At 62.1% G+C, this 18,106-nt stretch carries 16 protein-coding genes and 1 other RNA gene; 11 read left to right on the top strand and 6 right to left on the bottom strand.

What is annotated here, in order from left to right; genetic code table 11:
• Positions 1 to 51: 51 nt before the first annotated feature.
• The 3 genes from X733_RS150785 to X733_RS150795 form a co-directional block, all read right to left on the bottom strand.
• Positions 52 to 1,920 carry an extracellular solute-binding protein gene (locus X733_RS150785; protein ID WP_023682036.1) on the bottom strand — a complete coding sequence of 623 codons (1,869 nt, stop codon included), beginning with the start codon at positions 1,918 to 1,920 and terminating at the stop codon, positions 52 to 54.
• On the bottom strand, positions 1,920 to 3,797 hold the full coding sequence (locus X733_RS150790; RefSeq protein WP_023818844.1) for an extracellular solute-binding protein: 1,878 nt from the start codon (positions 3,795 to 3,797) through the stop codon (positions 1,920 to 1,922). Before X733_RS150790 ends, X733_RS150785 begins: the two co-directional genes overlap by 1 nt.
• Before the next feature lie 151 nt (positions 3,798 to 3,948).
• Positions 3,949 to 4,614, bottom strand: coding sequence for a cytochrome c family protein (locus X733_RS150795; RefSeq protein ID WP_023688767.1), 666 nt, complete (start codon positions 4,612 to 4,614; stop codon positions 3,949 to 3,951).
• A gap of 193 nt (positions 4,615 to 4,807) precedes the next feature.
• On the opposite strand from X733_RS150795, the gene X733_RS150800 reads away from it, so the two are divergent.
• Positions 4,808 to 5,533 (top strand): 3-deoxy-manno-octulosonate cytidylyltransferase, encoded by a 726-nt coding sequence (locus X733_RS150800; protein WP_023818843.1) that lies wholly within the window; start codon positions 4,808 to 4,810, stop codon positions 5,531 to 5,533.
• A gap of 23 nt (positions 5,534 to 5,556) precedes the next feature.
• Positions 5,557 to 6,420 (top strand): prephenate dehydratase, encoded by an 864-nt coding sequence (locus X733_RS150805; protein ID WP_023818842.1) that lies wholly within the window; start codon positions 5,557 to 5,559, stop codon positions 6,418 to 6,420.
• Between the two features lie 7 nt (positions 6,421 to 6,427).
• Here the strand turns inward: X733_RS150805 and X733_RS150810 are convergent, their stop codons facing one another.
• The 3 genes from X733_RS150810 to X733_RS150820 form a co-directional block, all read right to left on the bottom strand.
• A complete protein-coding gene (locus X733_RS150810) occupies positions 6,428 to 6,733 on the bottom strand; it encodes a Dabb family protein (RefSeq protein WP_023669515.1) in 306 nt (101 codons plus the stop codon).
• A gap of 75 nt (positions 6,734 to 6,808) precedes the next feature.
• The gene (gene nudC, locus X733_RS150815; RefSeq protein WP_023818841.1) at positions 6,809 to 7,750 is read right to left on the bottom strand and encodes an NAD(+) diphosphatase; all 942 of its coding nucleotides are present in this window, start codon (positions 7,748 to 7,750) and stop codon (positions 6,809 to 6,811) included.
• A 35-nt stretch (positions 7,751 to 7,785) separates the two neighbouring features.
• A complete protein-coding gene (locus X733_RS150820; protein ID WP_023682032.1) occupies positions 7,786 to 8,205 on the bottom strand; it encodes an HIT family protein in 420 nt (139 codons plus the stop codon).
• A gap of 157 nt (positions 8,206 to 8,362) precedes the next feature.
• Here X733_RS150820 and ffs point away from each other — a divergent pair.
• From ffs to X733_RS150860, 9 genes are all read left to right on the top strand, one after another.
• Positions 8,363 to 8,459: signal recognition particle sRNA small type (gene ffs / locus X733_RS1000000168090), an RNA gene on the top strand.
• Positions 8,460 to 8,663: 204 nt separating this feature from the next.
• Positions 8,664 to 10,475, top strand: coding sequence for a DNA polymerase III subunit gamma/tau (locus tag X733_RS150825; protein ID WP_023703500.1), 1,812 nt, complete (start codon positions 8,664 to 8,666; stop codon positions 10,473 to 10,475).
• Positions 10,476 to 10,506: 31 nt separating this feature from the next.
• Positions 10,507 to 10,830: a YbaB/EbfC family nucleoid-associated protein gene (locus tag X733_RS150830; RefSeq protein WP_023669519.1), complete on the top strand. Its 324-nt coding sequence runs from the start codon at positions 10,507 to 10,509 to the stop codon at positions 10,828 to 10,830.
• A gap of 218 nt (positions 10,831 to 11,048) precedes the next feature.
• Positions 11,049 to 12,017 carry a cell wall hydrolase gene (locus tag X733_RS150835; RefSeq protein WP_023818840.1) on the top strand — a complete coding sequence of 323 codons (969 nt, stop codon included), beginning with the start codon at positions 11,049 to 11,051 and terminating at the stop codon, positions 12,015 to 12,017.
• A gap of 97 nt (positions 12,018 to 12,114) precedes the next feature.
• The gene (gene recR / locus X733_RS150840) at positions 12,115 to 12,720 is read left to right on the top strand and encodes a recombination mediator RecR (RefSeq protein ID WP_023682028.1); all 606 of its coding nucleotides are present in this window, start codon (positions 12,115 to 12,117) and stop codon (positions 12,718 to 12,720) included.
• A gap of 194 nt (positions 12,721 to 12,914) precedes the next feature.
• Entirely contained in the window at positions 12,915 to 14,192 is a 1,278-nt protein-coding gene (locus X733_RS150845; RefSeq protein ID WP_023696744.1) for a lytic murein transglycosylase, read from the top strand.
• Positions 14,193 to 14,456: 264 nt separating this feature from the next.
• Positions 14,457 to 16,100 (top strand): ABC transporter substrate-binding protein, encoded by a 1,644-nt coding sequence (locus X733_RS150850; RefSeq protein ID WP_023818839.1) that lies wholly within the window; start codon positions 14,457 to 14,459, stop codon positions 16,098 to 16,100.
• 19 nt (positions 16,101 to 16,119) lie between these two features.
• Positions 16,120 to 17,187 (top strand): ABC transporter permease, encoded by a 1,068-nt coding sequence (locus X733_RS150855; protein WP_023669524.1) that lies wholly within the window; start codon positions 16,120 to 16,122, stop codon positions 17,185 to 17,187.
• On the top strand, positions 17,184 to 18,104 hold the full coding sequence (locus tag X733_RS150860) for an ABC transporter permease (protein WP_023669525.1): 921 nt from the start codon (positions 17,184 to 17,186) through the stop codon (positions 18,102 to 18,104). The genes X733_RS150855 and X733_RS150860 overlap by 4 nt, the downstream gene beginning before the upstream one ends.
• Positions 18,105 to 18,106 lie beyond the last annotated feature (2 nt).

The following is an 18,106-nucleotide window of genomic DNA, read 5'->3' as shown; positions in this document are numbered from 1 at the left end:
GTGCTCACCGACCCTCCCCACGAGGGGGAGGGTAAAGTGCCGCGCAACAGCCTACCCTTTGCCAATTTTTGCCGCCTTGCCCTTGTCGACCCACCACAGCGCTTCGACCGGGAAGTCGAAATCGGGTTTCCGCTCGGGAAAACCGAACATGTCCCAATAGGCGCTTCGATGATTCGCCAGGAACCAACTTGGAATCCAATCCCTCCGTGCACGCAAGACCCGGTCGAGCGCGCGCATGGCAATTGTCAGGCTTTCGCGACCCTCGGCGGCACCTGCGGCGTCAACCAGGGCGTCGATGGCCGGGCTCGACGTTCCCGGCAGATTGCGAGAGCCCGATACGGTAGCTGCTCGCGAATGGAAAATGGTTTCGAGGTCGTCACGGGTTGGCGTCGCCGGAAACGAGGCCGCGACCGAGACGAGGTCGTAGTCGAACGAATTCTGCCGCAGCTGATATTGCGCGGCATCCACCAGCCGGATCGAGGCATCGATGCCGACCGCCTTCATGTTTTCGACCCAGGGCGAGTAGACCTGTTCGAAGACTTCGTCGTCGACAAGAAACTCTGCGGACAACCGACCACCCTTGTCGTTCACGACGAAATTGCCGGACCGTTTCCAGCCGGCCTCGGCCAGAAGCTTGGCCGCCTTGCCAAGCAACTGCCGGTCGCGGCCGGAGCCGTTCGACGCGTCCTGGATCACGGCTTCGCCAAAAGCCTCGGCGGGAATCTGCTCACGCAGCGGCTCAAGAAGAGCCAATTCTTGTGGCGACGGTCTGCCCTCGGCGCGAAATTCGGATTTCTCGAAGCAGGATTGCGAGCGCTCATAGGAACCGTAGAAGAAATTGCGCCGCGTCCATTCGAAGTCGAAGCAGAGCCCGATCGCCTGCCGCACGCGCGAGTCGCGAAACTGCTCGCGCCGCTGGTTGACGGCGGTGCCCTGCATCGAAGGCACCGTTTCGGCCGGGAATTCGTGCTTCACCACCTTGCCGGCAGTGAACGCTGGGAAGTCGTAGCCGGTCGCCCAGACGCGCGAGGTGAATTCCTCCCTGTAGAGGATTTCTCCCTTCTTGAACGCTTCGAAGGCAACGCTACGGTCCTGATAGAACTCAACGCGGATCCGCTGAAAATTGTTCTGGCCGCGATTGACCGGCAGGTCGTTGCCCCAATAATCAGCCACACGCTCATATTCGATCCAGGCCCCTGCCGACCAGCGACCGACCTTGTAGGCGGCTGACCCCAACGGCGGGTTCATCTGCGAGGAATCGAACGGGTTGGCCGTGTAGAACGCCTTCGACAGGACCGGGAACTCGACGACGTTGAGGATGGTGCGGCTTGTCTGCTTGCCGGAAAACCTAAGCTGCAGCGTGTGGGCATCCACGGCAATCGCGTCATCCAGATGCGTTAGCGGCAGGGAATAGTACGGGTGCCCCTTGTCCTTGAGCAGCTTGAAGGTGAAGGCGGCATCCTCTGCCGTCAATGGCGTGCTGTCATGGAAGCGGGCCTGCGGGCGCAGCGAGAAGGTGAAGTCGTTGCGGTCGTCGGAAATCGTCACGCTGTCAGCGATCAGCCCGTAAACGGCGTCAGGTTCGTCGTACGCTCTCACCATCAGTGAATCGAAGCACATCTCCGTGCGCTGGGGCGAATCGCCTTTGGGAACGAACGAATTCAGCGTGTTGAAGGTCAGCGGCGTCTGGTTGGCAAGCCAGTTGCGCGGCAGGAAGTTGAAGACGCCACCTTGCGGCGCATCGACATTGACATAGTCGAAATGAGTGAAGTCCGGCTTGTATTTGAGGTCGCCGAAAGCCGACAGTCCATGCAGTTTCACGCCGGTTGGGCTGGCGGCGAAAGCCTTGCCCGGCAGCAGCGCAGCAACGGCCGCGGCGCCACTGAGGGCCAGGAAATCGCGGCGAGGGAGCCCCGCCATCAATTGCTGCCCTTGTACTTGGCGGCCAGGGCCTTTTCCTTGTCCGCATCGATCCACCAGGAATCGATATCGGCGCCACGGTAGCCGGGCTGCTTTTCCGGGATGCCGAACTTGTTCCAGTAAGCCAGCCACACAACGGCGCGATAGTATTGCGGCACCACATAGTAATTCCACAGCAGCACGCGATCGAGCGCATGGGTGGTGGCGACGAGGTCATCGCGATCCGTGGCAAAAATGATGCGGTCGACAAGGGCGTCAACGACCGGGTTCTTGATGCCGGAATAATTGCGCGATGCCGGTGTGTCGGCGGACTTGGAGCTCCAAAAATCGCGCTGCTCGTTGCCGGGCGATTCCGACTGTTGGAGCTGTCCTGTGATGACGTCGTAATCGAAATTTCTGACGCGGTTGGTGTACTGGCTCGGGTCGACGATGCGCAGTGTCGCATCGACGCCGATCTTGCGCAGATTGGCGATCCAGGGGCTGGAAATGACCTGGTCGGTTTCATTCGAGCCTAGGATTTCAAACTTGAATGGCTCGCCGGTCTTGGCGTTGACCATCTTGCCGCCCTTGATCACCCAGCCGGCCTGGGCGAACAGGTCGACCGCCTGCTTCAGATATTTGCGCTCCGCCTGCGGCGAATCGTAGACCGGCAGCTTGAATTCCTGCGTGAATACTTCCGGCGGCAGCTTGTCGCGGTACTTCTCCAGGATCTCCAGCTCCTTGCCTTGCGGCAGGCCGCTCGAGGCCAGTTCCGTGCCCTGGAAATAACTGTGGGTGCGGGTGTTGAAACCGAAGAACAGCGTGCGGTTCATCGATTCAAAATCGAAGGGATAGGTGAGCGCGGCCCTGACCAGACGATCGGCAAAGAGCTTGTGTCTCTGGTTGAGCATGAAAGCCTGCATCGGCTCGGGCGAGGTGGTCTTGAACTCCTGCTTGATCACATCGCCGGCCTTGATCGCCGCGAAATCATAAAATGTCGCCCAGCGCTTCGAGCTGTTTTCCGGCTTGATATCGTCGAGGCCACCTTTCTTGAACGCCTCCCAGGAGGCGTTGTCGTCAAGAATGTAGGTGAAGTGCTGCGTGTCGAAATTCTCCCGACCGATCTTCACAGCCAGCTTGGCGCCCCAATAGTCGGGGACGCGCTGCCAGACGATTTCCGACCCCGCCTTGAAGCTGGCGATCTTGTATGCAGCCGAGCCCAGCGGCGGCTCCAGCGTCCCCTTGGTGATGTCGCGCTTCTTGCCATTGGCGTCGGTGCCTTCCCACCAATGCTTGGGCAGCACGACAAGGTCGCCGAGGATCTTGGGCAGTTCGCGATTGCCCTTCTGGTCGAAGTGGAACTCGACCTCACGGTCCGAGACAGCGACGGCGTCGGTGACGTTTTCGAAATAGCGGCTGTACATCGGGCTGTTGGCCTTCAGCACCTGGAACGACCAGATCACGTCGTCGACTGTGATCGGCTGTCCGTCATGCCATTTCGCCCGCGGGTCGAGCCGGTAGGTGGCCGAGGAATAGTCGGTAGGGTACTTGTAGGCATCGGCGATGAGCGGGTGGCTGACGCTGCCTTCGTCAGTCGCTTGATCCATGAGCGTGTCGTAGAGCAGGCCGCCGCCAAATGGCTGCAGGCCGGCCGCCGGCGAGCCCTGCACGATGTAGGGATTGAAGCTGTCGAACGTGCCGGAAACGACCGAATTGTAGGTACCGCCCTTCGGTGCATCCGGATTCACATAATCGTAGCGCTGGAAGTTCTCGCCATATTTGGAGGGGCCGATCAGCGAAGAGGTGGTGTGCCATTCCTGGGGGAAGGCTGCCTGCAGGCCGCCTGCGAGGGCGCCCACAACCAGAAAGGACCTCAGAAGCGTTCGGCCAACCGTCATGCGTTCTCCTCTTCGCGATGCCCGGCGATCCTAAATGATTTGACGCCGGTGAAAACCGCCACGCGGCGGCTTTGTCGCCGCATATGCGATTTTCCTAACAAAAAGCCGGGCTGAACCCGGCTTTTTTGAGATCATGGAGATGACAATTCGGTTATTTGGCGGGCGCCGGTGCCGGCGTCGCAGGGGCTGGAGCTGCACCTTCAGCCGGCTTGGCCGGAGCGGCACCCTCGGCCGGCTTGCCCGGCGCCGTTGCATCGGCGGCGGCACCTGGCGTCGGCAGCGGCTTTGGGCTGTCCGACAGCGTTCGCAGATAGGCGATGACGTTGGCGCGGTCCTCGTCCTTCGGCAGGCCGGCAAAGCCCATCGCAGTGCCCTTCACGAATTTCTTCGGCGAGGTGATGAAGTGGTTGAGGTTGTCATAGGTCCACTTCTCCGCGCCGCCCTTGGAAAACTCCTTCATGCCGGCCGAATAGGCAAAGCCCTCATGCTCGGCGACGGGGCGGTCGACGATGTCCCAGAGATCCGGGCCGACCTTGTTGGGGCCGCCTTTTTCGCCGGAATGGCAGGCCTGGCATTTCTTAAAGACGGCCGCACCTTGCTCGACATTGGCGGTGGCCAAAAGGTCGGCGATCGGCTTGGCCTCTGCCGCGGGTCCGGCGGCGCCGCCTTCGGCAGGCTCCGTCGCCTCGATGGCAAAGCCGGGTTTTTCCGGCGCCGGCGAGGCAAACAGGGCGTCGGACACCAAACCGACCGAGAAGACGACGAAACAGGTTCCAAGCAACCCGGCGAGCAGTTTGTTGACTTCGTTGGAATCCATACGCCCCAGGGCTCCCTTTTCCGGCGGACCTCTCCGTCCACTCCGTCCGTCGGTATCGTGACCCACCCCGTCGAGCCGGTCAAATCGGGCGGAAACTAGGTCTTTTGCTTGGGCGTTGCAACACCTATAAGGGCGCTTCCAGTGAGACCTTTTGCCACTTTCCCCATCCTCTTTCGAACGCCTTGCAACCTCGATGTCCACGCTCATCCTGATCCCGGCCCGCATGGCCTCGACGCGCCTGCCGGGCAAGCCGCTGGCCGACATAGCCGGCGCGCCGATGATCGTCCATGTCGCCCGCCGCGCCGCTGAGGCTGGGCTTGGCCGGGTGGTGGTGGCAACCGACACGCGCAGCGTGGCCGAAGCGGTGCGCGCGCACGGTTTCGAGGCGGTGATGACGCGCACCGACCACGAATCCGGTTCCGACCGTATCTTCGAGGCGCTGACCGCCCTCGACCCCGATCGCAAGGTCGAAACCATCGTCAATGTGCAGGGCGACCTGCCGACCATCGATCCCAAGATCATCGGTGCGGCGCTGAAACCGTTCGAGGACGCTGCGGTCGACATCGCCACGCTCGGCGTCGAGATCGTCCGCGACGAGGAAAAGGCCAACCCCAACGTCGTCAAGATCGTCGGTTCGCCGTTGTCGGCGACGCGGCTGAAGGCGCTCTATTTCACCCGCGCCACCGCGCCCTGGGGCGAGGGGCCGCTCTATCACCATGTCGGCCTCTACGCCTATCGGCGCTCAGCCCTCGAACGCTTCGTCGCGCTAAAACCGTCGCCGCTCGAACGGCGCGAGCGGCTGGAGCAGTTGCGGGCGGTGGAGGCCGGTATGCGCATCGATGCCGAGATCGTGCAATCGCTGCCGCTCGGCGTCGACACGCCGGAAGACCTCGAACGCGCCCGACAAATTCTTTCCTGAGACCTTCAACCTGAGATATCGGCATGCCTGACAAGACCAACAGAATATCCTTCCAGGGCGAACCGGGCGCCAATTCCGACACCGCCAGCCGCAACATGTTCCCTTCGATGGAGCCGTTGCCGTGCCCCACCTTCGAGGATGCCTTCAACGCGGTCGAGACCAACAAGGCCGACCTCGCCATGATCCCGATCGAAAACACCATCGCCGGCCGCGTCGCCGACATCCATCATCTCTTGCCGGAATCGAAACTCCACATCGTCGGCGAATATTTCCTGCCGATCCATTTCCAACTGATGGTGCTGCCCGGCGTCAAACGCGAAGAGATCAAGACCGTGCACAGCCATATCCATGCGCTGGGACAGTGCCGCAAATACATCCGCAAGAATGGCTGGAGGCCGGTGATTGCCGGCGACACGGCGGGTTCGGCGAAGCTGGTCTCGGAGCTCAAGGACCGCAGCATGGCCTCGCTGGCGCCTGCGCTCGCCGCAGAACTCTATGGCCTCGACATCATCGAGAAGAATGTCGAGGACACGGACTCGAATGTCACCCGCTTCGTCGTCCTGACCAAGGACAAGCGGTTGGCCGAACGGCCCTCGGCCGACACCAAGATGATGACGACCTTCATGTTCCGTGTCCGCAACGTGCCGGCTGCGCTCTACAAGGCAATGGGCGGTTTCGCCACCAACGGCGTCAACATGACGAAGCTGGAGAGCTATCAACTGGGCGCCTTCACCGCGACGCTGTTCTACGCCGATATCGAGGGCCATCCCGACGATCCACTGGTCAAGCTGGCGCTGGACGAACTGCGCTTCTTCTCGCGCGAAGTGCGCATTCTGGGTGTCTATCCCGCCAGCGAGTCGCGCGAGCAGTGGAAGGTCGCGGACTAAGGTTCCCCTAAACCAGCAGGGTCAGCGGCACATAGTCGATTTCCATGAAGGTTTCGACTTCCGGGATCCAGCGGTCGCGCACGAAGGCAACGTGGTCGGGATGCTCGTTATATCTGGTGTAGGCGGCCTGATCGACGAACTCCATCGAGAAGCCGAAGTGGTAGTCGTTCTTCGGGCTGACTTGCCGCAGCGGCTCGAAATGGGTGACGCCCTTGATTGCGCTGAGAATGCGCTTGGCATCGGAGAGGAACCGCTTTTCCTCCAGCGAGTACTGCGGGTGCTTCAGGGTGAAAACCACGGTGTGACGGATCATTTTTTGCTCCCGTTAAGCAATTCCAGGAAAAGTGTGAAGCGGTTTTCCGTCCGGAATTGCGTAAAATAACAAGTCTTATTCGCTGTCGACCCAGGCGCGGATCAGATGATGCGCGATCGCGCCTTTCGGCGGCGTGACCAGATTGTCCTTGTGCGTCCTCTCCAGCATGGAACGCACCTCGTCGCGAAAAAACCAGCGGCAATCTTCCAACTCGTTGAGATCGGCCTGGATGTAGTCATTGAGCGGTTCGCCGAAACAGCCGATCATCAGCGAATAGGGGAACGGCCAGGGTTGGCTGGCATGGTAGACGACGCGGCCGAGCTGGATGCCGGCTTCCTCCAGCGTTTCGCGGCGCACCGCCGCCTCGATCGTCTCGCCCGGCTCGATGAAGCCGGCAAGCGCCGAGTACATGCCGGGCCCGAAATGCCGGCCGCGGCCGAGCAGGCATTTTTCCCGCGTCGCCGTCAGCATAATCGCCACCGGATCGGTGCGTGGAAAGTGCTCGGTGCCGCAATTTGGGCAATGGCGCTTGTAGCCGCCGGCCCGCATTTGCGATTCATGGCCGCATTTGCTGCAGAAGCGATGGGTGGCATGCCAGGCAAGCAGGGCGGCGCCTTGCGCCAGCGCGCCCGCTGCCGCCTCGTCGATCAGCCCCTGCATATAGACCGAGCGATAATCGAACGCCTTCATGGTCTCCGGTAGCTGTTCGGGATCGAGGCCGACCGGCACGGCAAGTACCGGGCCGCTCTCGGCAAAGCCAAGCAGCACGCCTTGTGCGAGTGATGGCTGCAGCTTCTGGCCCTCAGCCAGATCGAACCAAGGGTCGAAGCTGCCATCGTGCAATTTCAGATACAGCCGTCCGCCATGCATCGGCAAAAAACGTGCCGAGGGATCGGCCAACGCCTTTTCGACGGAATCGTCGGCGCGGTTCTCGGATTGCCGATCAATCGTGTTTCCGGCGAAGCCGACGAACTGGCTCGGTTCGCGCAAGGGCGCGTCAAAAAGGCGAAAGGTCATGGAAGCTCGAACGTCTAGGAATGGACACAGGCGGCTTATAGCGCCGCCTTGATCTGTTGCGCAAACTGGCGGATGCCTGAACGCTCATAGGGCTCGCGCATGCCGTGCCCCCACACCGGCCCCGGCCAGCCCGGATCGCCTTCCGAGCGGGCGATGACATGGACATGCAATTGCCGAACGATGTTGCCGAGCGCGCCGGTGTTGATCTTGGTGCAGCCCGTGGTTCTTTTCAGCGCCTGCGCCACCATGTTGGTTTCGAAGGTCAACATCGCCTGGTCGAGCGGCGTCATGTCGTGGATTTCTTCGGCCCCCGGCCGCTGCGGCACCAGGACCAGCCATGGCCAGCGGCTATCGTTCATCACCCTGAGCTCGCACAGGCCGAGCCACATCAGCTGCTCGCTATCCGCCTCCAGCCTGGAGTCGAGCGTGAATCCGGCCTTGAGGCCCGGTAGCATTGGCGTTTCCCTTGCGCTTCTCGCATTACTCCCAAACTCATGACGCTAGAGCGGCTGCACGGGGGCTGCAAGCGATTCATTGAGCGGCGGAGTTCACGGGCATCCGATTCTCAATGCACCCTTGCATTTGATCGCTGAATTGCCGATATGGAACGCGGGAGGTTGGTGGTGGACGATCCACTCGCCAACCGGGTCAGGTCCGGAAGGAAGCAGCCCTAACGAGCCCGGAACGGGTCATTGTTCCAGCCTCCCACCTCATCGGCCCCTCTCGCGACATTGACGACGCATTGCAGCGCGGGCGAGACTATTGGAGCAATTCCAGGGAAAGTGTGAGCGGTTTCCCGTCCGGAATTGCGCTAAAGCAAAGGGTAGAGCGGTTTGCCGTTTCAGAAAACGGTGAAACGATCTAGCAGGAATCGGCTACGCTGAGACGCGGCCTTTTGGAGCTTTACGGGCGAATGAGCGAAGCCGGAAATTCGGACCCCGAAAACCTGGAGAAGCAAAAGGCCGTCGCTTATCGCGTGCTGGCGCGCAAATATCGTCCGTCGAATTTCTCCGAACTGATCGGCCAGGAGCCGATGGTCCGCACTTTGACCAACGCTTTCTCCACAGGCCGCATCGCCCAGGCCTGGATGCTGACCGGCGTGCGCGGCGTCGGTAAGACCACGACGGCGCGCATCCTGGCACGGGCGCTCAACTACAAGACGCCGACGGTCGACCATCCCTCGGTCGACCTCGCCTTCCTGGGCGAGCACTGCCAGGCGATCATGGAAGGCCGCCATGTCGACGTCATCGAGATGGACGCCGCGTCGCATACCGGCATCGACGACATCAGGGACATTATCGAGCGCGTGCGCTATGCCCCGGTGTCGGCGCGCTACAAAGTCTACATCATCGACGAAGTGCACATGCTCTCCACCCAGGCCTTCAACGGCCTGTTGAAGACGCTGGAAGAGCCGCCGCCGCACGTCAAATTCATCTTTGCCACCACCGAAATCCGCAAAGTGCCGATCACCGTGCTGTCGCGCTGCCAGCGTTTCGACCTGAGACGCATCGATGCCGGCGCACTGGTCGCGCACCTCTCCTCGATTGCCGGCAAGGAAGGCATATCGGTCGACGACGACGCGCTGGCGATGATCGCGCGCGCCGCCGAAGGCTCGGCCCGCGATTCGCTCTCCATCCTCGACCAGGCGATCGCCCATGGCGGCGGCGCCGTCAGCGCCGAAGCGGTGCGCGCCATGCTGGGTCTCGCCGACCGCGCCCGCATCGTCGACCTGTTCGAACATGTCATGAAGGGCGATGTGGCGGCCGCCCTTGCCGAATTCCGCAACCAGTACGACACCGGCGCCGATCCGACTGCCGTGCTGACCGATCTGGCCGAATTCAACCACCTCGTCACCCGGCTGCGCTTCGTGCCGACGGCTGCCGACGACGCTTCCCTGTCCGAGGATGAGCGCCGCCGCGGCGCCGACTTCGCCAGCACGCTGTCGGTCAAGGTTCTGTCGCGAACCTGGCAGATGCTCTTGAAAGGCATTCCCGAGGTGCAGTCGTCCAACCGACCGGTCAGCGCCGGCGAGATGGTGCTGATCCGGCTGGCGCATGCCGCCGACCTGCCGACGCTGGACGAGGCGCTGAAATCTCTAGAGAGCGGCGCTCCGGCGTCCGGTGGTGTTTCACGCCCGAATGGTGCGCCGGTAAATGCCGGCAATGGCGGCGGCGCCAGCGCGGTAGCGCAGACCCGGATGCCGTCCGGGCCAGCCGGTGCGCAAACCATGCGATTGGTCGACGCGCCCCCGGTCGCCTTTGTCGCGCCTCCGCAGCCGGTCGTCGAGCCGCAATCGCCGCCGCTGAAATCGCTGGCCGATATTGTCGCTCTTGCCGACGCGCAGCGTGACATCGCCTTCAAGGTGCTGGTCAAGAGCTGTATTCGCCTGGTGCGCATCGAGCCCGGCCGTATCGACGTCGGCCTGACCGCCGATGCGCCCAAGATGCTGCTCAACGACTTGACGACGAAGCTGCGGGCCTGGACCGGCCGCAACTGGCTGGTGTCATTGTCGAAGGAAGAGGGCGGCCAGACGTTAGCCGAGATGGAATCGACCAGGCGCGAGACCGCTTTCTCCGACGCGAAAAGCGATCCGGCGGTGGCCGCCATCCTCGCGCGCTTTCCCGGCGCCAAGATCATCGACGTGCGCATTCCCGACGCGCCGGAAGTCGACACCGACAAGGCCGAAGCGCCGGTCGAGCCGCCGTCCGACGACGACGAAACCTGACCATAGCCACGAATCCGCAAAGGACCCGACCATGAAAGATCTTCTCGGCCTGATGGGCAAGGCGAAGGAAATGCAGGCCAAGTTCCAGGCCATGCAGGACGAGATCGCGACGATTGAAGCAAGCGGGCAGGCGGGCGGCGGGCTGGTCAATGTCACGCTGACCGGCAAGTTCGAAATGAAGTCGCTGAAGATCGATCCGTCGCTGTTCAAGGAGGACGAGGTCGAGATTCTCGAAGACCTGCTGCTGGCCGCTCACAATGACGCCAAAAATAAGGTCGAGCAGATTATGCAGGAGAAGACCAAGGCGCTGACGGCAGGCTTGCCGATCCCGCCCGGAATGAAATTGCCGTTCTGAGCCGGCTCCAACCAGTTAATTGATTATGAAGGGAAATCGGCTGCGGAGGCTGTTGTTAAGACTTTCTCCGGCTTTGCTCACGCGGACATATCCGGGCATTTATAAAGTTTTACCTATGCTGCACGAAAGCTAATCCTTTAGCCATCTTTTTGCCTTTAAGAGTCTCATTCTTGCCACATCTCGGGGCGGGCTGGCATCTGGACAATGAGGCATTTTTGTTGATCGCGACGCGATGGAAGACGCCGCTTCTGCTCGGCATCATCTTCTCCCCTATGTTCCTGGCCGGTTGCAGCCAGACCACGTCTTCGCACGGCCTGTCGGTCGCCAGCCTGACCGACGCCATCACGCCCAGCTTCCTTTCGACGCGCGCCTACCGCAACACGCCGAAGGAGAAGGAATGCCTGGAGCGGGCGATGTTCTTCGAGTCCAACCGCTCGAGCCGTGACGGCATGATCGCCGTCGGCACGGTGGTGATGAACCGGCTGCGCTCCGGCAATCATGGCAGCACCATTTGCCAAGTCGTTGGCGAACCGGGCCAGTTCGCGCCCGGCGTGATGACGCGGGCGATGAATTCGAAAGCGATGCCCGATGTCGAGGAGGCCGCCGATGCGGTGCTCAAGGGCGAGCGCAAGGCCAAGCTGAAGAACACGATGTACTTCCACACCGCCGGCCTGAGGTTCCCCTACAAGAACATGCATTACACCATGGTTGCCGGCGGCAACGCCTTCTACGAGAAGCGCGGCCGCAACTGGCAGCCGCTGCCGGATGAATCCACGACCATGGTTGCCTCGGGGACGCCGCGCGCGCCTGTGCCTGAAGCGCCGGTGCAGGTTGCCTACGCCGAGCCGGTGGTGAAGACCATTGTCCGTCCAGATACCGCCAAGCAGGCCGCGGCGGTTCGCGCAGCCAAGGCGACACGTGCCCCGGCCGAGCAGACCTATGTGACGGCTTCCGCGGCGCCCGCCAAGAGCGCCCGCGTCGCCGCCAAGCAGACGGAGGTGGCGATGCAGGAGCCGATGGCCGAGCCGGATGCCTCGCGTTTCGGCGGCACGCTGAACGCCCGCTACGTCACCTCGGTGCCATCGGCGACGCAGGAAGCGTCGATGGGCTTCCAGTCGACGCCTGAGAACACCGACGCTATCGGCGCAATGATCGTCGATCAAACCCGGCCGCTCTCAGCCTACTGACCCCTAAAACAGTTTCCGAGCCCGCCATGGCAGCATGGCGGGCTCGGTGCGAATGCGGCATGTTTCAAAGCGTGCGGAAAAATCCTAGATCAGTGCGATGTCGAAGCGAATCGCCGGCCCCGAGATCGAACGCCTGATCCAGCTCCTGGCCAAGGTCCCGGGACTAGGGCCGCGTTCGGCCAGGCGTGCGGCACTGCACCTCATCAAGAAGAAGGAGCAGCTTTTGTCGCCGCTCGCCGCCGCCATGGCTGAAGCCGCCGACAAGGTGCGCATCTGCACGACCTGCGGCAACGTCGATACCTCCGACCCTTGCATGATCTGCACCGATCCGCGCCGCGATGCCTCGACGCTGATCGTCGTCGAGGATGTCTCCGATCTCTGGGCGCTGGAGCGGGCGGCGGCCATGAATGTGCGCTACCACGTGCTCGGCGGCACGCTGTCGCCGCTCGACGGCATCGGTCCCGAACAGCTCAACGTGCGCTCGCTCGTCGACCGCGTTGCCGGCGGTGAGGTGAAGGAGGTGATCCTTGCCGTCAATGCCACCGTCGAGGGCCAGACGACGGCGCATTATCTCACCGACCAGCTCTCGGGCTTCGAGATCAAGGTCACTAGGCTTGCGCATGGCGTGCCGGTCGGCGGCGAGCTTGATTATCTGGATGAGGGGACGCTGGCGGCGGCCTTGCGCTCGCGTACGGCGTTTTGACGCAATTGGCGGGCAGGATGTGCGACATGAAAGCTTCGCATTCTTCGAGGTTTGCGCCAAACACCCCCCTCTGTCCTGCCGGACATCTCCCCCTCAAGGGGGGAGATCAGCAGCTTCTCGGGCGGCATTCTTCTTTCAACGCTGGTGGTTGGCGAAAACCGAAGCGACAGCCAATCTCCCCCCTTGAGGGGGAGATGTCCGGCAGGACAGAGGGGGGCGCGACAGAACGCGGATCTTTTGGATTGGCGCTCGTTGCGCTTCTCGCATCCCTCGTTGCCCTGCTTTTTGTAGCCCCCGCCTCCGCCGCCAAAATCGACGACCAGTTCCGCGCCTGGCTGAAAACCGATCTCTGGCCGGAAGCCCAGACCAAAGGCATCTCCAAATCCACCTTCGACGCCGCTTTCGACGGCGTGAAGCCGAACCTCAAATTGCCCGACCTCGTCCTGCCCGGCGAGAAACCCAAAACTCCGCAAAAACAGCATCAGGCCGAGTTCGGTTCGCCCGGCGCCTATTTCGCCGAAAAGACGGTGCGCGCCGTCACGTCAGGTGGGCGCACGCGCGAGGCGGCCAACGCCAAGACGCTGGCTGCGATCGAAAAGCGCTACGGTGTCCCGGGCGAGATACTGTTGGCGATCTGGGGCCGCGAGACCGGCTTCGGCGCGGCGAAAATGCCCTACGACGCCTTCGAGGTTCTCGGCACCAAGGCGTTCATGTCGACCAAGAAGGACTTCTTCCGCACCGAGGTACTGGCGGCGCTCGAGATCGTCGAGCATGGGTTGGCGCCGGTCGGCGCCATGAAATCGTCCTGGGCCGGCGCGCTCGGCCAGCCGCAATTCATGCCGACCTCGTTCCTGAAGCACGCCGTCGACTACGACGGTGATGGGCACCCGGACATCTGGAATTCGACGCCGGACGTGCTGGCCTCGATCGCCAACTATCTCGTCCACTATGGCTGGGTGAAGGGGCGTGGCTGGGGTTTCGAGGTGACGGTTCCGGAAAGCGTTTCCTGCTCGCTCGAAGGTCCCGACCAGGGCAAGAAGATCTCAGCCTGGGCGGCGATGGGAATCAGCCGCGTCGGCGGCAAAGCCTTTCCGGCCAACGAACCGAAGGCGGAAGGGTTCCTTTTGATGCCGGCCGGACGCAGCGGTCCGGCCTTCATCGCCACGACAAATTTCTACGTGCTGAAGCAATACAACACCAGCGACCTCTACGCCCTGTTCATCGGCCATGGCGCTGACCGCATCGCCCATGGCGATGCTGATTTCGTCGGCAGCTGGGGTGCGGTCGGCGGCCTGCATCGTTCCGACATCGCCGCGCTGCAACGGGCGCTGGAGGCCAAGGGCTACGATGTCGGCAGCGCCGACGGCCTGCCCGGCTTCAAGACCCGCCGCTCGATCGGCAGCTGGCAGGAAAAGAACGGCCGCCCCGCCACCTGCTTCCCCGACGCCGATCTGGTTGCTGCCATCAAGTAACACCGAAAAGAGCAGATTTTTCCCCATCGGCGGCTGCAATTGGCTCGCCCATGCTTCGACGCGCACAGCATATTCCGGTCCAGTATGCCGGCTCGCAAAAATGCCCGTTGCCGGTTGGAGGGCTGCCGGATAGGGTGTTGACCAACTGGAAAAAAATCAACACGGTATGGGGTCTAACGGTCGTCCTCCGGCCGCGAAAAAGATTACTGCAGCCCTGAGCCGGGAACTCGGGGTCAACAATCAACAAAACAGGGAACAATCATCATGATGATGGAAAAGTTTGCTCTACGTTCGCGCGTCTGGCTCGCAGGTGCTGCCATGTCCGCTCTGCTCATTGGCGTCGCGCCGGCCTTTGCCGTGACCCCCGCCGACACGCTGGTCGAAGGTTTTGCCATCGACGACATCATCTCCATGGATCCGGGCGAGGCGTTCGAACTGTCGACCGCCGAAGTCACCGGCAACACCTATGATCTGCTGGTCCGCCTCGACCTCAGCGACACCTCCAAGGTCAAGGGCGACCTTGCCGAGAGCTGGACCGTCTCCGACGACGGCCTGGTCTATACGTTCAAGCTCAAGCCCGGCCTAAAGTTCGCTTCGGGCAATCCACTGACGGCCGCCGATGTCGCCTATTCCTTCGAGCGCGCCATCAAGCTGGATAAGCCGCCGGCATTCATCATCAACCAGTTCGGCATCAGCGGCGACAATGTTGCCGACAAGGCCAAGGCCGTCGACGATACCACCTTCCAGTTCACCGTCGACAAGGCCTATGCGCCGAGCTTCGTGTTAAACTGCCTGTCGGCAACGGTCGCTTCGGTCGTCGACGCAAAGCTGGTCAAGGAACATGTCGCCGCGGTGACGCCGAGTGCCGACTACAAATGGGACAACGATTTCGGCAACGCCTTCCTGAAGACCGGTTATGCCGGTTCCGGCGCCTACAAGCTGCGCGAATGGCGGGCCAATGAGGTCGTCGTGCTGGAGCGCAACGACAATTACAATGGCGAGAAGGCCAAGCTCGCCCGCGTCATCTACCGCAACATGAAGGAAAGCTCGGCACAGCGCCTGGCGCTCGAAGCAGGCGACATCGACGTTGCCCGCAACCTCGAGCCGAACGATCTCGACGCCATCGCCAAGAATGCCGATCTCACCACGTCCAGCGCGCCGAAGGGCACGGTCTTTTACATCAGTCTCAACCAGAAGAATCCGAACCTCGCCAAGCCCGAGGTTCGCCAGGCGTTCAAATATCTGGTCGACTACGATGCGCTGAGCACGACCATCCTCAAGGGCATTGGCGAGATTCACCAGACCTTCCTGCCCAAGGGCGTGCTGGGCGAACTGGACGAAAATCCGTTCAAGTTCGACGTCGCCAAAGCCAAGGAACTGCTGACCAAGGCCGGCCTGGCCGACGGCTTCAGCGTAACCATGGACGTACGCACGGGACAGCCGACAACGGGCATGGCGGAATCGATCCAGCAGACGCTTGGCCAAGCCGGCATCAAGCTGGAAATTATCCCGGGCGACGGCAAGCAGACGCTGACCAAATACCGCGCCCGCAATCATGACATCTATATCGGCCAGTGGGGCCAGGACTATTTCGATCCGAACTCCAACGCCCAGACCTTTGCCTCAAACCCGGACAATTCGGATGAAGGCAAGACCAAGACGCTGGCCTGGCGCAATGCCTGGGACATCCCGGACCTGACAAAGCAGACCGAAGCAGCCTTGCTGGAGAAGGATGCCGGCAAGCGCGCCGATATGTACAAGAGCCTTGAAAAGACGATCCTCGACACCAGCCCCTTCGTAATCATCCACCAGCAATTGGAAGTGGCAGGCCTGCGCAAAAACCTGAAAGGCTTTGCGCTCGGTCCGAGCTTCGACACCAACTTCGTCGGCCCGGTCTCCAAGGAATAGCGCCGGCGGACGCGCCCTGATGAGCGCGATTGAAAACCAGGCGACGGCGGGGCAGGGAAGCGCCCGCGCCGTCGCTATCTTGTTGGCGATCGGCCGCTTCCTGGTCATCGCCGTCACCACCTATCTCGGCCTGCTCGCGGTGACCTTTTTCATCGGCCGCGTCATCCCGATCGATCCGGTGCTGGCGGTGCTCGGCGACCGCGCACCGGCCAATGTCGTCGAGCGCACCCGCCGCGAGATGGGGCTCGACCTGCCGTTGATCGAGCAATTCTATATCTATCTCAAGCATGCGCTGAACGGTGATTTCGGCACCTCTGTGCTGACCACCAATCCTGTGATGACCGACATCCGCCGTGCCTTTCCGGCAACGATCGAACTGGCGACTTTGGGCACTTTGATAGGCTCGTTGATCGGCGTGCCGCTCGGCGTGCTGGCAGCGGTAAAACGCGGCAGTCTCATCGACCAGATCGTTCGCATTGTCGGCCTGATCGGCTATTCCGTGCCTATCTTCTGGATCGGGCTTTTGGGGCTTGTCCTGTTCTACGCCAAGCTCCAATGGGTGGCTTTTCCCGGCCGCCTCGACATCGTCTACGAGTACACATTCACACCGATCACCGGCTTCTACCTGCTCGACGCCGCGCTGCAGGGCCAGTGGGATGTCTTCTACGACGCTTACCGCCACATCATCCTGCCGGCAGGGCTGCTGGGCTATTTCTCGCTCGCCTATATCAGCCGGATGACGCGCTCCTTCATGCTGAACGAGCTGTCGCAGGAATACATCGTCGCCGCGCGCGCCAAGGGCCTGTCTGAAACGCGAATCATCTGGGGCCATGCGCTGCGCAACGCCGCGGTGCCGATGGTCACGGTGATCGCGCTGTCCTATGCCGGGCTGCTCGAAGGTTCGGTGCTGACCGAGACGGTGTTCTCCTGGCCCGGCATCGGCCTCTACATCACCAATTCGCTGCAGAACGCCGACATGAACGCCGTGCTCGGCGGCACCATCGTCATCGGTTCGGTGTTCATCGGCATCAATCTCCTGTCCGATGTTCTCTACAAGGTGCTCGATCCGAGGACGAAGACAGGATGAGCGCCGAAGCAATCCAAACGCGCCGCGATTGGCTGCTCAGCGATCGGCCGGCCTCGCGCATGCAGGCACGGCTCGGCCGCGCCTACGTCGCTTGGCGGCGCTTTTCCGCCAACCGGCTGGCGTTTCTCGGCCTGCTCATCATCATCGCGCTGCTGCTGGTCGCAGCCTTTGCCGATGTGCTGGCGCCCTATTTGCCGACCATCGGCGATCTCAAGAATGCCCGGCTTTTGGCGCCGAGTGCGGCGCATTGGTTCGGCACCGACGATCTCGGCCGCGATATCTATTCGCGCATTCTTTTCGGCTCGCGCTGGACCCTCTATGTCGTCATTCTTGTCGCCGTCATCGCAGCCCCCATCGGCCTTTTGGTCGGCACCGTCGCCGGCTATGCCGGCGGCTGGACCGATGCCATTCTGATGCGCATTACCGACATCTTCCTCGCCTTCCCCAAGCTGATCCTGGCACTGGCCTTTGTCGCCGCCCTTGGCCCCGGGATCGAAAACGCGGTGTTGGCCATCGCCATCACCTCGTGGCCGCCTTACGCGCGAATTGCGCGGGCCGAGACGATGACCGTGCGCAATTCCGATTACATCAAGGCGGTGCAATTGATGGGCGCCTCGCCGTTCCGCATCGTGCTGCGCCACATCATGCCGCTCTGCATCTCTTCGCTGATCATCCGGGTGACGCTCGATATGGCCGGCATCATCCTCACCGCCGCCGGCCTCGGTTTCCTTGGCCTCGGCGCGCAGCCGCCGCTGCCGGAATGGGGCACCATGATCGCGTCCGGCCGTCGCTTCGTGCTCGACCAATGGTGGGTGGCCGGCGCGCCCGGCTTCGCCATCCTGATCGTCAGTCTCGGCTTCAACCTGCTGGGCGACGGCCTGCGCGATGCGCTCGATCCCCGGAGTGGCGACCAATGAGT

This window comes from Mesorhizobium sp. L2C066B000 (genome assembly GCF_000502335.1).
Taxonomy (GTDB): Bacteria; Pseudomonadota; Alphaproteobacteria; order Rhizobiales; family Rhizobiaceae; genus Mesorhizobium.
This window is presented reverse-complemented; position numbering and strand designations above follow the sequence as displayed.

Coding starts and splice junctions, on each gene's coding strand:
- X733_RS150785 (WP_023682036.1), bottom strand. CDS start 1,920: ATGGCGGGGCTCCCTCGCCGCGATTTCCTGGCCCTCAGTGGCGCCGCG.
- X733_RS150790 (WP_023818844.1), bottom strand. CDS start 3,797: ATGACGGTTGGCCGAACGCTTCTGAGGTCCTTTCTGGTTGTGGGCGCC.
- X733_RS150795 (WP_023688767.1), bottom strand. CDS start 4,614: ATGGATTCCAACGAAGTCAACAAACTGCTCGCCGGGTTGCTTGGAACC.
- X733_RS150800 (WP_023818843.1), top strand. CDS start 4,808: ATGTCCACGCTCATCCTGATCCCGGCCCGCATGGCCTCGACGCGCCTG.
- X733_RS150805 (WP_023818842.1), top strand. CDS start 5,557: ATGCCTGACAAGACCAACAGAATATCCTTCCAGGGCGAACCGGGCGCC.
- X733_RS150810 (WP_023669515.1), bottom strand. CDS start 6,733: ATGATCCGTCACACCGTGGTTTTCACCCTGAAGCACCCGCAGTACTCG.
- nudC (WP_023818841.1), bottom strand. CDS start 7,750: ATGACCTTTCGCCTTTTTGACGCGCCCTTGCGCGAACCGAGCCAGTTC.
- X733_RS150820 (WP_023682032.1), bottom strand. CDS start 8,205: ATGCTACCGGGCCTCAAGGCCGGATTCACGCTCGACTCCAGGCTGGAG.
- X733_RS150825 (WP_023703500.1), top strand. CDS start 8,664: ATGAGCGAAGCCGGAAATTCGGACCCCGAAAACCTGGAGAAGCAAAAG.
- X733_RS150830 (WP_023669519.1), top strand. CDS start 10,507: ATGAAAGATCTTCTCGGCCTGATGGGCAAGGCGAAGGAAATGCAGGCC.
- recR (WP_023682028.1), top strand. CDS start 12,115: ATGTCGAAGCGAATCGCCGGCCCCGAGATCGAACGCCTGATCCAGCTC.
- X733_RS150845 (WP_023696744.1), top strand. CDS start 12,915: ATGTCCGGCAGGACAGAGGGGGGCGCGACAGAACGCGGATCTTTTGGA.
- X733_RS150850 (WP_023818839.1), top strand. CDS start 14,457: ATGATGATGGAAAAGTTTGCTCTACGTTCGCGCGTCTGGCTCGCAGGT.
- X733_RS150855 (WP_023669524.1), top strand. CDS start 16,120: ATGAGCGCGATTGAAAACCAGGCGACGGCGGGGCAGGGAAGCGCCCGC.
- X733_RS150860 (WP_023669525.1), top strand. CDS start 17,184: ATGAGCGCCGAAGCAATCCAAACGCGCCGCGATTGGCTGCTCAGCGAT.